Origin of the sequence: Burkholderia sp. 8Y (assembly GCF_902506145.1) — a bacterium.
Classification (GTDB): Bacteria; Pseudomonadota; Gammaproteobacteria; order Burkholderiales; family Burkholderiaceae; genus Caballeronia.
The window spans coordinates 1,063,172-1,075,608 of record NZ_LR733520.1; the positions used below are offsets into that span (position 1 = coordinate 1,063,172).

Genomic DNA, 12,437 nt, shown 5'->3' on the forward strand with positions numbered 1-12,437 from the left:
GTCACATGTTCGGATAGTTCGGCCCGCCGCCGCCCTCCGGCGTCACCCAGACGATGTTCTGCGTCGGATCCTTGATATCGCACGTCTTGCAGTGGACGCAGTTTTGCGCGTTGATCTGCAAGCGGTCGCTGCCGTCGTCAGATTTCACGAACTCATAGACGGCGGCGGGGCAATAGCGGCTTTCGGGACCGGCGTAAGTCCGCAGATTCACGTTGACCGGCACGCTCGCGTCTCTCAGCGTCAGATGCGCCGGCTGATTCTCTTCGTGATTCGTGTTCGAAATGAACACGGACGAAAGGCGGTCGAACGTGAGCTTGCCGTCGGGCTTCGGATAAACGATCGGCTTGCATTGCGACGCGGGCTTCAGCATCTCGTGGTCCCAATGCTGATGATGCAGCGTCCACGGCACGTTGCCGCCCATCACCTTTTGCTCCAGCCCGACCATGAACGAGCCGAGGTACAGGCCCTTGCTCATCCACTGCTTGAAGTTGCGCGCCCGGTGAAGCTCCGTCTTGAGCCAGGAGTTTTCGAATGCTTCCGGATAGGTCGTCAGCTCGTCGCCTTGACGTCCGGCTTGCACGGCGTCGAACGCGGCTTCGGCGGCCATCTTGCCGGTCTTGATCGCCGCGTGGCTGCCCTTGATGCGCGAAGCGTTCAGGAAACCGGCGTCATCGCCGGCGAGCGCGCCGCCCGGGAACGTCAGCTTCGGCAGCGACATCAGGCCGCCCGCGGTGATCGCGCGCGCGCCGTACGACAGGCGCTTGCCGCCTTCCAGAAACGCCCGGATCGACGGATGCGTCTTGTAACGCTGAAACTCCTCGAACGGCGACAGATACGGATTCGAGTACCCGAGCCCGACCACGAAGCCGACGACGACCTGGTTATTGTCCATGTGGTACAGGAACGACCCGCCGTACGTATCCGGTTCCAGCGGCCAGCCGGCGGTGTGAATCACGAGCCCCGGCTTATGCTTGACGGGATCGATTTCCCACAATTCCTTGATGCCGATGCCATACACCTGCGGATCGGCATTCTGATTGAGCTTGAACTTGTCGATCAACTGACGCCCGAGGTGGCCGCGCGCGCCTTCGCAGAAAAGCGTGTATTTCGCGTGCAGTTCCATGCCGAGCTGGAAGTTCTCGGTCGGTTGCCCGTCCTTGCCGACGCCCATGTTGCCCGTCACGACGCCGCGCACCGAGCCGTCGTCCGCATACAGCACTTCCGCTGCCGGAAAGCCAGGGAAAATCTCGACGCCGAGTGCTTCGGCTTGCTGCCCCAGCCAGCGCGTGACGTTGCCCAGGCTGACGACGTAGTTGCCGTGATTCTTGAAGTTGTCAGGAAGCAGCCAGTTCGGCACCTGCTTCGCGCCCGTCGGCGAAAGGAACAGGAAGCGGTCCTCGGTCACTTCGACATCGACCGGCGCGCCTTTTTCCTTCCAGTCAGGGATGAGTTCGGAGAGGCCGCGCGGGTCCATCACCGCGCCCGACAGGATGTGCGCGCCGACCTCGGAGCCTTTTTCCAGCACGCAGACGCCAATTTCGACGCTTTTTTCCGCCGCCAGCTGCTTCAGGCGAATCGCGGCCGACAAACCGGCTGGGCCGCCGCCGACGATCACGACGTCGTATTCCATCGATTCGCGGGGACCGTATTGCTCGATAAGGCTCGCCGGGGTCATCAATGCTCCTCTCTACCGTTAGAATGGCCTTCTAAGATCGCGTATTGTCAGCGAACGTCAGGCGGGCTGCAACCGAAGGTGTCTTGATCCGCACGATCGTACTATTTTTCGTGATACCGTGGTATTGGTGTCTACGCCAAGTGGCGCGACCGTGCGCCTCGCGCTGCCCGCGTCCCTCGCAAGGCTGAATCAACCGTACAAGAAGGAAGCACAATGGGCCGTTCGATCAACCTGGAAGGCAAGGTCGCGCTGATCACCGGCGCGTCCAGTGGACTCGGAAAGCGTTTTGCGCAGGTGCTGTCGCAGGCGGGCGCGAAAGTCGTGCTCGCGAGCCGCCGCATCGAGCGGCTGAAGGAATTGCGCGCCGAAATCGAGGCGTCGGGCGGCGCAGCGCATGTCGTATCGCTCGACGTGACGGACTACCTGAGCGTGAAGGCGGCGGTTGCGCACGCGGAGACGGAAGCCGGTACCATCGATATTCTCGTCAATAACTCGGGCGTCTCGACCACGCAGAAGCTGACCGAAGCGACGCCGGCCGACTTCGAATTCGTCTTCGGCACGAACGTGCGCGGCGCGTTCTTCGTCGCGCAGGAAGTCGCCAAGCGCATGATCATGCGCGGCAACGGCGCGTCGAAGCCGGCGTACCGCATCATCAACGTGGCTTCGGTGGCAGGACTGCGCGTGTTTCCGCAAATCGGCCTCTACTCCATGAGCAAGGCCGCCGTCGTGCAAATGACCAAGGCCATGGCGATGGAATGGGGCCGCCACGGCATCAACGTCAACGCCATCTGTCCGGGTTATATCGATACCGAGATCAATCACCACCACTGGAAGACCGAGCAGGGCCAGAAACTCGTGTCGATGCTGCCGCGCCGGCGCGTCGGCGCGCCCGAGGACCTCGACGGCCTCTTGCTGCTGCTCGCGGCGGACGAATCGCAGTTCATGAACGGCTCGGTCATTTCAGCGGACGACGGTTTTGCACTGTGAGAATCGCGCGCACGAGCTTTTGCCGCGCGCGGTGCGATGTTTTCAGACACTGGAAGGATGAATGAGCGACACCAATACGCCCACGAACGCAAACCCTGAGTTTCACACCGTTTTCGAAATGTCCATGCCGATCCGCTGGGGCGACATGGACGCCTTCGGGCATGTCAACAACACGGTGTACTTCCGTTACATGGAGCAGGTCCGCATTTCGTGGTTCGAGCAGATCGGCGCGGCGGGCGGTAATGGCGAAGGCCAGGGGCCGGTCATCGTCAATGCGTCGATGGAATTTTTGAAGCAGCTTCACTATCCCGGCGACGTGATCGCGCGGATGTCGGTCGGCAAGCCGGGGCGCAGCAGTTTCGACACGCGCTTCGAGCTGTATCGCGCCGACGCGCCGGGCACGCTGTACGCGCGGGGCGCGGCGAAAGTCGTGTGGGTGGACTACGCGGCGGGTAAGTCGATGCCGATTCCCGATTTGCTGCGCCAGATCATCGAAACGGCTGCGCCCGTCGCGTCCTGACAGCGCGGGTCAATTGCCGAGCAGCCGCTGCAGAAGCTCCGTCGCGTTGCCGGTGTCGTATTTGCGCATGAGCCGCGCGCGGTAAATGTCCACGGTGCGCGGGCTGATATCGAGCACGCGGCCGATCTGCTTGCTCGTTTTTCCCGTGACGAGCTGCGCGGCGATTTCCCGCTCGCGCGGCGTCAGTTCGATCGCGACGCGTCTCGTCGCGCTCAGGTCCTCGAAGGTCCAGACGCCCGCCGCATGGGGCGCGTCACGGTCGAGCGCGCGGCCGGTCACGTGGCACCAGAAGAGTTCGCCGTTCGCGCGTTTCATGATGCGGTCGTCGCTATAGGTGCCGCGGCTGCTGATATGTGCCGCGATGCGTTCGCCGATGCGCGCGAATTCATCCGGCGTCGGATACAGCACCTCGAACGACCGGCCGATGAGCGTCTCGCGCGCGGCGCCGAAAATCGCGCAAAGCTGCTCGTTGCAGTCCTCGATGGTGCGTTCTCGCGACAGCACGAGCCCGACGGGCGCGAGATGAAACGCGGTTTGATAGTCCAGTTCACGCATGTCGACTCGGGCGCCCGGCCGGGCGTCGCAGGCAACGACCGGGCGCGGGCAATGACTTATGTATTTTTGCGTATTGTGCAGGATGGACCGCCCAGCGTACGCTTTTGCCCAGATCAAAACGCCGCTGCACGCTGTCCGGCGGCGCGAAAAACGGTTCTCAGTCGGGTTTACACATGGAAGGGACAAACAGATGAACAAGGTCTATCCCAGCGCGAAGGCGGCGCTCGATGACATCGTCAAGGACGGCCAGACGTTCGCCGTCGGCGGATTCGGGTTGTGCGGCATTCCGGAGGCGCTGATCGCCGCGCTGCGCGATTCGGGCGTGAAGGACATCACGTGCATCAGCAATAACGCGGGCGTCGATGGCTTCGGCCTCGGGCTGCTGCTCGAGACGCGCCAGATCAAGAAGATGATTTCGTCCTACGTGGGCGAGAACAAGGAATTCGAGCGGCAGTATCTGGCCGGCGAACTCGAACTCGAATTCACGCCGCAAGGCACGCTCGCCGAAAAGCTGCGGGCGGGCGGCGCGGGCATTCCGGCGTTCTTCACGAACACCGGCTACGGCACGATCATCGCGGAAGGCAAGGAAACGCGTCAGTTCGGCGAAAATCACTACGTGCTGGAGCATTCGCTGACGGCGGACGTCGGGCTCGTCAAGGCGTGGAAAGCCGACAAGTCGGGCAATCTGATCTATCGCCGCACCGCGCGCAACTTCAATCCGATGTGCGCGATGGCCGGCAAGATCACCGTCGCGGAAGTGGAAGAGATCGTCGAAGTCGGCGAACTCGATCCGGACGCGATCCACACGCCGGGCATTTTCGTGCAACGGCTCGTCCTGAATGCGCAGCCGGAAAAGCGCATCGAACAACGCATCGTCCGCGCGAAAGGAGAATGACCATGGCTTGGACTCGTGACCAGATGGCCGCCCGCGCGGCGAAGGAATTGCAGGACGGCTTCTATGTGAACCTCGGCATCGGCTTGCCGACGCTTGTCGCCAACCACGTGCCGCCGGGCGTCGAAGTGTGGCTGCAATCGGAAAACGGGTTGCTCGGCATCGGGCCGTCGCCGACCGAGGAAGAAGTCGACGCCGATCTCATCAACGCCGGCAAGCAGACCGTGACGACGCTGCCGGGCTCGTCGATCTTTTCGTCGGCGGATTCGTTCGCGATGATCCGCGGCGGTCACATCAACCTCGCGATTCTCGGCGCGATGCAGATCAGCAAGAGCGGCGACCTGGCCAACTGGATGATCCCCGGCAAGATGATCAAGGGCATGGGCGGCGCGATGGACCTCGTCGCGGGCGTGAAGCGCGTCGTCGTGCTGATGGAGCACGTCGCGAAGGGCGACCAGCACAAGATTCTTGAAGAATGCACGCTGCCGCTGACGGGCGTGGGCGTCGTGGACCGCATCATCACGGATCTCGGCGTGATCGACGTCACCGAAAACGGCCTGAAACTCGTCGAACTGGCCGATGGCGTGACGGTCGAGGAGATTCAGCAAAAAACCGGCGCGTCGCTCGACGTCAGCGGCGTGAAGTAAACAAGCGGTAGACGGCGGTCCGAAAGCGGGCGGGGCGGAAGGCTTCGCCCGCTTTGCTTTTGGATCGCGCGAAGCATCGTCCGTTCGGCTAACGGCGCTCGGCCGCGCGCCGAACGCTTTAGAATCGTTCGGACATCTTCCACGAGGACTATCAATGAGCGCATCCATCGTCGTCGAAGCATCGCATTCCACGCTCACCGCGCCGCGCCAGCGTTTCGTGCAGTGCGCAAGTCCGGCGGGGCTGCATCGCATGGCCTACACGGAGTGGGGCGATCCGGCCAATCCGCGCGTGCTGCTGTGCGTACACGGCCTGACGCGCTCGGGCCGCGATTTCGATCAGGTCGCAGAGGCGTTCGCGAGCGACTATCGCGTGGTGTGTCCGGATGTGGTCGGCCGGGGACTGTCGGACTGGCTCGCGGATTCCCGGTACTACGGCGTGCCGCAGTACGTCGCGGACATGGTCACGCTGATCGCGCGGCTCAACGTGGAATCGGTCGACTGGTTCGGCACCTCGATGGGCGGGCTGATCGGCATGGTGCTCGGCGGAATGCGCCATACGCCGATCCGCAAGCTGCTGTTGAACGACGTCGGCCCTCACATCGAGCCCGTGGCGCTCGAGCGTATCCGCAGCTACCTCGGCAAGCCCGCGCGTTTTGCGTCGCTCGATGAAGGCATCCGGCAGGCGGCGGCGCTAGCGGCGTCGTTCGGGCAGCTCACCGACGAGGAGTGGGCGAGCATCAACGCGCCGCTCCTGCACGAGCGCGACGGCGCGTGGACGTTCCGCTACGACCCCGGCATCGCCGCGCCATTCGCTGCGGCCACGGACGAGCAGAACGCCGCTGCCGAAGCGTTTCTGTGGCACTCGTTCGCGTCGATCGCCACGCCGGTGCTCGTGGTGCGCGGCGAGAGCTCGGACTTGCTGTCGCGCGCGACCGTGGCGCAGATGGTGGAAAAGGGACAGGCGGTATCGAGCGTGGAAGTGCCCAATGCCGGCCATGCGCCCGCGTTTCTCGACGGCGAGCAGATCGCCGTCGCGCGACGCTTCTTTCTCGAAAACGAGGCTCGCGGGGCATAATATCGGGCTGAGCGCGTGACGCTCTGTCTCGTTTTTGAACCCTTCACAGGACTGGATAAGCACATGGCAGTTACTCGTCATCACGTCGGCGCACGCCTTTCCGAGATCGCCATTCATAACGGCACCGTGTATCTCGCCGGGCAGATCGCGGAAGACACGGAGCAGGACATCACCGGCCAGACGCGCGAAGTGCTGGGCCACATCGACCGTTTGCTGGAAGAGGCGAACAGCGACAAGTCGCACCTGCTGTCCGTGCAGATCTACATCTCGGACATGGTGCACTTCGCCGGCATGAACGCCGTCTGGGACGCGTGGGTCGCGCCGGGTCACACGCCGCCGCGCGCCACGGTCGAAGCGAAGCTCGCGAATGCGGCCTGCCTCGTCGAAGTCGTCGTGGTGGCCGCGCAGCGCAGTTGATCTGACCAGCCGCGCGTCTGTCGCGGCTTTAACGTATGACCGAGAGCACCGTCCCCGCTGACACGCTGCCCGAGCCGTCCTTCGACGACGCGCTCGCCTTCGTGCGCGAGCACGCGAAGGACGCGCGGCTCTCGACGGGCGAACTGCTCGCGGATCACGCGGCGGGCACGGCGCGCATCGTGCAGACGCTCAACGTCGACCCGCACGCGGTCGCCGCCGCCGCGCTGTTTGCGCTCGCGCCGCATCTGGATGATCCCGAGACTTTGATCGCCGAACACTTCGGGCCCGAAGTGCAGCGGCTCGTGAGCGATGTGCGCAAACTGTTGCGGCTCGGCTCGGTCAGTTCGCGTGCGACGCTCGCCGCCTTGCCCGACAACACGCGCGATGCGCAGGCGGCGCGGCGGGCGCAAGTCGAATCGCTGCGCAAGATGCTGCTCGCGTTCGCGCAGGACATTCGCGTCGTGCTGATCCGGCTCGCTTCGCGATTGCAGACGCTGCGCTATCACGCCGCGCAGAAGATCGATCCGTCGCCCGACGTGCCGCGCGAGACGCTCGACATCTACGCGCCGCTCGCGAACCGCCTCGGCATCTGGCAAGTGAAGTGGGAACTGGAAGACCTGTCGTTCCGCTTCGAAGATCCCGCCACTTACAAGCGCATCGCCAAGCTGCTCGACGAGAAGCGTATCGAGCGCGAATCGTATGTGACCGAGGCTATCGCGCGGCTGCGAAAGGAACTGGACACGGCCCACATCGCGGCGGAAGTGAGCGGCCGGCCGAAGCATATCTACAGCATCTGGAAGAAGATGCGCGGCAAGCATCTCGACTTCTCGGAACTGAACGACGTGCGCGCGTTTCGCGTGATCGTCGGCGATATCAAGGATTGCTACACGGTGCTTGGCATCGTGCATAACCTGTGGCAGCCGGTGCCGCGCGAATTCGACGACTACATCTCGCGGCCGAAGCCGAACGGCTACAAGTCGCTGCATACGGTGGTCGTGGGCGACGACGGGCGCGCGTTCGAAGTGCAGATTCGCACGCACGACATGCATCAGTTCGCGGAGTACGGCGTGGCGGCGCACTGGCGCTACAAGGAAGCGGGTGCGCGCGGCTATGCGGGCCAGGTGATGGCAAGCGAGAAGTACGACGAAAAGATCGCGTGGCTGCGCCAGCTTCTCGCCTGGAAGGACGACGTGGAAGGCGATCGCCCCGGCTGGCAGCAACTGCGCGACGCCACGCTCGACGACGACCACATCTACGTGCTGACGCCGCAGGCGCGCGTGATCGCGCTGCCGCACGGTTCGACGGCGGTCGATTTCGCGTATCACCTGCATAGCGAACTGGGGCATCGCTGCCGGGGCGCGCGAGTCGATGGCGCGATGGTGCCGCTCAACACGCCGCTCCAGAACGGGCAGACGGTTGAGATCGTCGCGGTGAAGGAGGGCGGGCCGTCGCGCGATTGGCTCAATCCGCAGCTCGGTTATCTGCATAGCCCGCGGGCACGGCAGAAAGTGCGCGCGTGGTTCAACGCGATCGACGCCGCCGAGAATGTCGCGCAGGGCCGCGCGATCGTCGAGAAGACGTTGCAGCGCGAAGGCAAGACATCTGTCAATCTGGATCAACTGGCGGCCAAGCTCGGCTTCAAGGCGCCGGAGGACTTGTACGCGGTCGTCGCGAAGGACGAGTTCAGCCTTCGGAACATCGAGCAGGCGCTCTCGGACGCGCCGCCGCCGGAGCCGGAGCCCGAGGCGCCCGCGCACTTCGAAAAGCGCAGCAGCGGGCAAAGCGTCGCGCACGGCGCTTCGACGGGCGTGCTGGTGGTCGGCGTCGACGCCTTGCTCACGCAGCTCGCGCGCTGCTGCCGTCCCGCGCCGCCCGATCCCATCGCGGGTTTCGTCACGCGAGGCAAGGGTATGTCGATCCATCGCACCGACTGCGCGACGTTCCAGCGCATGGCGCAACGTTCGCCGGAGCGCGTGCTGCATACGACGTGGTCCGCCGAGGTCATGAACGGGCGCGGGTCGTCGGTGTATCCAGTCGATCTGTCTGTCGAGTCGGCGGACAGGCAGGGGCTTCTGCGTGATATTTCGGAGGTGTTCGCGCGCGAGAAGATGAACGTGATCGGCGTCAAGAGTCAGAGCCGGCGGAACGTCGCGTTCATGCAGTTCACAGTCGAGGTGTCGAACGCGGCGCAGGTCCAGCGTGCGTGCACGCTGCTCGGCGAAGTCCCGGGCGTCATCCGGGCATCGCGGCGCGCGTAAGGCTCGCTGCGCGAGAATTTGAATGGATCGGCGAAGAATTTCGCGATTCATGTACAGAAACACTTGCCAAGATCCGAAACGCTCCATATAATCTCACTTCTTTCAGGCTCGTAGCTCAGCTGGTTAGAGCACCACCTTGACATGGTGGGGGTCGTTGGTTCGAGTCCAATCGAGCCTACCAACGAAAACGAGACTTCGGCGAATCATCGGTTCACGGAGTTTCACTCCGCAAGAAGCGCGAAGGCGCAAAAGGCGAACAAAGAAATGGCACTTCGAACGTTGACCGAAACACATTCGGAGCGACGCTAGTCGAGGACCTCTTTCGCCTTCTGCCCTTTTGTTTCGCGGTATGTGTGAAAAGTGAATGCGGCCCCTCGAAAGCGGGGCCGCATTTTTTTCGTCCCTCGGTTTCTGCTTGTCGATACCGCGAGACAGTGCTTTATTCGAACTCGCTCGGCGTGCGCCGGCGTCCTGGAGAACGAAATGGTTTCGGTACGTTTGCCTGATGGGTCGGTCCGTCAATACGACCACCCGGTGACCGTCGCGGAAGTCGCGGCATCGATCGGCGCGGGCCTCGCCAAGGCGGCGCTCGCCGGCAAGCTGAACGGCGAACTCGTCGATACGTCGTTCTTGATCGACCACGATTCGTCGCTGGCCATCGTCACCGACAAAGACCCGGAAGGCGTCGATGTCGTTCGCCACTCCACCGCGCACCTGCTCGCCTACGCGGTCAAGGACCTGTTCCCGGAAGCGCAGGTAACCATCGGGCCGGTCATCGACAACGGCTTCTACTACGACTTCTCCTACAGCCGCCCCTTCACGCCCGAAGACCTCGAGAAGATCGAGAAGCGCATGCAGGAGATCGCGAAGAAGGACGAGCCGGTGTCGCGGCGCGTGGTCTCGCGTGACGAAGCGGTGGAGTACTTCAAGAGCATCGGCGAAGAGTACAAGGCCGAAATCATCTCGTCGATTCCGCAATCCGACGAGATTCGGCTCTACTCGCACGGCAATTTCATCGACCTGTGCCGTGGCCCGCACGTGCCGTCCACCGGCAAGCTCAAAGTCTTCAAGTTGATGAAGGTCGCGGGTGCGTATTGGCGCGGCGATTCGAAGAACGAGCAGTTGCAGCGCATTTACGGTACCGCCTGGACCAAGAAGGAAGATCAGGACCAGTACCTGCATATGCTGGAGGAAGCGGAAAAGCGCGACCATCGCAAGCTCGGCAAGCAACTCGATCTGTTCCACCTGCAGGACGAGGCGCCGGGCATGGTGTTCTGGCATCCGAAGGGCTGGTCGCTGTGGCAGCAGGTCGAGCAGTACATGCGCCGTCGCGTGAACGAAGCCGGCTATCTGGAGATCAAGACTCCGATGGTCATGGACCGTTCGCTCTGGGAAGCCTCCGGTCACTGGCAGAACTATCGTGAAAACATGTTCACGACCGAATCGGAAAAGCGCGACTACGCGATCAAGCCGATGAACTGCCCGGGGCACGTGCAGGTGTTCAACCACGGCCTGCGCTCGTACCGTGACCTGCCGTTGCGCTACGCGGAGTTCGGCTCGTGCCACCGCAACGAGCCGTCGGGCGCGCTGCACGGTCTCATGCGCGTGCGCGGGTTTGTTCAGGACGATGCCCATATTTTCTGCACCGAAGACCAGTTCATCGCCGAGTCGATCGCCTTCAACACGCTCGCCATGAGCGTGTATAAGGATTTCGGCTTCGAGCACATCGACATCAAGCTTTCGCTGCGTCCCGAGCAGCGGGCGGGCACCGACGAGACCTGGGATCGCGCGGAGCAGGGGCTGCGTGAAGCATTGACCGCCTGCGGTCCGAAGTGGGAAGAACTCGCGGGCGAGGGTGCGTTCTACGGTCCTAAGATCGAATATCACATCAAGGACGCACTCGGCCGGTCCTGGCAGTGCGGCACGCTGCAGCTCGACATGGTGCTGCCGGAGCGTCTCGGCGCGGAGTACGTCGGAGAGGACAACAGCCGACGCCGCCCGGTCATGCTTCACCGCGCGATCGTCGGTTCGATGGAGCGGTTCCTCGGTATTCTGATCGAGCACCATGCCGGTGCAATGCCGCCGTGGCTCGCGCCCGTGCAGGCAGTCGTGCTGAATATTGCTGAAAGTCAGGCCGAATACGCTGCATCTCTTGTCCAATCGTTGCAAAAACAAGGGCTTAGAGTAGAGGTCGATTTGCGCAACGAGAAGATTAGCTATAAAATACGCGAGCACACGCTGCAAAAGGTTCCGTATTTGCTGGTCGTCGGGGACAAGGAGCGTGAAGCGCAAACCGTGGCCGTGCGTGCTCGTGGCGGTGTCGATCTCGGCGTCATGCCGGTCGACGCATTCCTCGAACGTCTGCAGCAGGAAGTGCGGGCGTTCAAGTAAGTCACTCGCAGCGCGGCTTGTTTTTTCACTTTTAGAGGAAACGTAACATCGCTACTGATAAGTCGTCACATCGCATCAACGGTGAAATCACTGCACCGGAAGTGCGCTTGGTCGGAGTGGACAACGAGCCGCTCGGAATCGTGAAACTGGCCGAGGCGTTCCGTCAATCGGAACAGCTCGACGTGGATCTCGTCGAAATCGCGCCGCAGGCCTCGCCGCCTGTCTGCCGTTTGATGGATTACGGCAAGTTCAAGTACTCGGAAGCGAAGAAGCAGCACGAGGCAAAACTGAAGCAGAAGATCGTGCAGGTGAAGGAAGTCAAATTCCGCCCCGGCACGGATGACGGTGACTACAACGTCAAGCTGCGCAACCTCACGCGCTTCCTCGAAGACGGCGACAAGACGAAAATCACGTTGCGTTTCCGCGGACGCGAAATGGCGCACCAGGAAATCGGCATGCGCATGCTCGAACGCCTGAAGGCCGATCTGGATGAAGTCGGCCAGGTCGAGCAGATGCCGAAGATGGAAGGCCGCCAGATGATCATGGTTCTGGCGCCGAAAAAGAAGGCGAAGCAAGCATAGGTAGTCAGGCGATGGATCGCGCGCCGCCCGGTCTGTGAACAGGGCGGCCAGCGCGGCATTGCCGGTGGTTTCAGAAGCGCGCCGGTTGAGTGGCGCGGTTCATGAAAAGCGGCGGTCTCGAAGACCGTTCGCATACAAGTGGCGCGTGGGTTTCGAAGGGCGGGAAGGGATCTTGGCCAGTACGGGCGGATCAGCCGCACACCCATGACCATCTAATAAACTGGAGTAGTTTCATGCCGAAGATGAAGACCAAGAAGAGTGCTGCGAAGCGCTTCGTGGTGCGTCCGGGCGGTACCGTCAAGCGCGGTCAGGCCTTCAAGCGCCACATTCTTACCAAGAAAACCACCAAGAACAAACGCCATCTGCGTGGCGCCACGGCCGTTCATGATTCCGATCTGAACTCCGTCCGCGCAATGCTGCCGTTCGCCTAACCTCATCT

General features: G+C 62.6%; 12 protein-coding genes and 1 tRNA gene. 11 read left to right on the forward strand and 2 right to left on the reverse strand.

What is annotated here, in order from left to right:
• Position 1 precedes the first annotated feature (1 nt).
• On the reverse strand, positions 2–1,675 hold the full coding sequence (locus tag GV035_RS15475; RefSeq protein ID WP_159835918.1) for an electron transfer flavoprotein-ubiquinone oxidoreductase: 1,674 nt from the start codon (positions 1,673–1,675) through the stop codon (positions 2–4).
• Between the two features lie 213 nt (positions 1,676–1,888).
• Here GV035_RS15475 and GV035_RS15480 point away from each other — a divergent pair, with 213 nt between their 5' ends.
• Positions 1,889–2,662: an SDR family oxidoreductase gene (locus GV035_RS15480; protein ID WP_159835919.1), complete on the forward strand. Its 774-nt coding sequence runs from the start codon at positions 1,889–1,891 to the stop codon at positions 2,660–2,662.
• Between the two features lie 61 nt (positions 2,663–2,723).
• Positions 2,724–3,182 (forward strand): acyl-CoA thioesterase, encoded by a 459-nt coding sequence (locus GV035_RS15485; protein ID WP_159835920.1) that lies wholly within the window; start codon positions 2,724–2,726, stop codon positions 3,180–3,182.
• 9 nt (positions 3,183–3,191) lie between these two features.
• Here GV035_RS15485 and GV035_RS15490 read toward each other — a convergent pair whose 3' ends face one another.
• Positions 3,192–3,737, reverse strand: coding sequence for a LuxR C-terminal-related transcriptional regulator (locus GV035_RS15490; protein ID WP_159835921.1), 546 nt, complete (start codon positions 3,735–3,737; stop codon positions 3,192–3,194).
• Positions 3,738–3,927: 190 nt separating this feature from the next.
• Between GV035_RS15490 and GV035_RS15495 the strand changes: the two genes are divergently transcribed.
• The 9 genes from GV035_RS15495 to rpmI all read left to right on the forward strand — a co-directional run bounded on the left by GV035_RS15495 (position 3,928) and on the right by rpmI (position 12,429).
• Positions 3,928–4,632, forward strand: coding sequence for a CoA transferase subunit A (locus GV035_RS15495; protein ID WP_159835922.1), 705 nt, complete (start codon positions 3,928–3,930; stop codon positions 4,630–4,632).
• A 2-nt stretch (positions 4,633–4,634) separates the two neighbouring features.
• On the forward strand, positions 4,635–5,276 hold the full coding sequence (locus GV035_RS15500) for a CoA transferase subunit B (protein WP_159835923.1): 642 nt from the start codon (positions 4,635–4,637) through the stop codon (positions 5,274–5,276).
• Positions 5,277–5,430: 154 nt separating this feature from the next.
• Positions 5,431–6,351, forward strand: coding sequence for an alpha/beta fold hydrolase (locus GV035_RS15505; RefSeq protein WP_159835924.1), 921 nt, complete (start codon positions 5,431–5,433; stop codon positions 6,349–6,351).
• Between the two features lie 63 nt (positions 6,352–6,414).
• Positions 6,415–6,768 (forward strand): RidA family protein, encoded by a 354-nt coding sequence (locus GV035_RS15510; RefSeq protein ID WP_159835925.1) that lies wholly within the window; start codon positions 6,415–6,417, stop codon positions 6,766–6,768.
• A 35-nt stretch (positions 6,769–6,803) separates the two neighbouring features.
• Complete coding sequence (locus GV035_RS15515) at positions 6,804–9,026, forward strand: RelA/SpoT family protein (protein WP_159835926.1); 2,223 nt, start codon at positions 6,804–6,806, stop codon at positions 9,024–9,026.
• Positions 9,027–9,130: 104 nt separating this feature from the next.
• Positions 9,131–9,207: transfer RNA gene (locus tag GV035_RS15520), tRNA-Val, on the forward strand.
• A 302-nt stretch (positions 9,208–9,509) separates the two neighbouring features.
• Positions 9,510–11,417: a threonine--tRNA ligase gene (thrS, locus tag GV035_RS15525; protein ID WP_159835927.1), complete on the forward strand. Its 1,908-nt coding sequence runs from the start codon at positions 9,510–9,512 to the stop codon at positions 11,415–11,417.
• A 47-nt stretch (positions 11,418–11,464) separates the two neighbouring features.
• Entirely contained in the window at positions 11,465–11,998 is a 534-nt protein-coding gene (gene infC / locus GV035_RS15530) for a translation initiation factor IF-3 (protein ID WP_159837952.1), read from the forward strand.
• A 233-nt stretch (positions 11,999–12,231) separates the two neighbouring features.
• Complete coding sequence (rpmI, locus tag GV035_RS15535; protein WP_004191477.1) at positions 12,232–12,429, forward strand: 50S ribosomal protein L35; 198 nt, start codon at positions 12,232–12,234, stop codon at positions 12,427–12,429.
• The last annotated feature ends 8 nt before the right edge of the window (positions 12,430–12,437 follow it).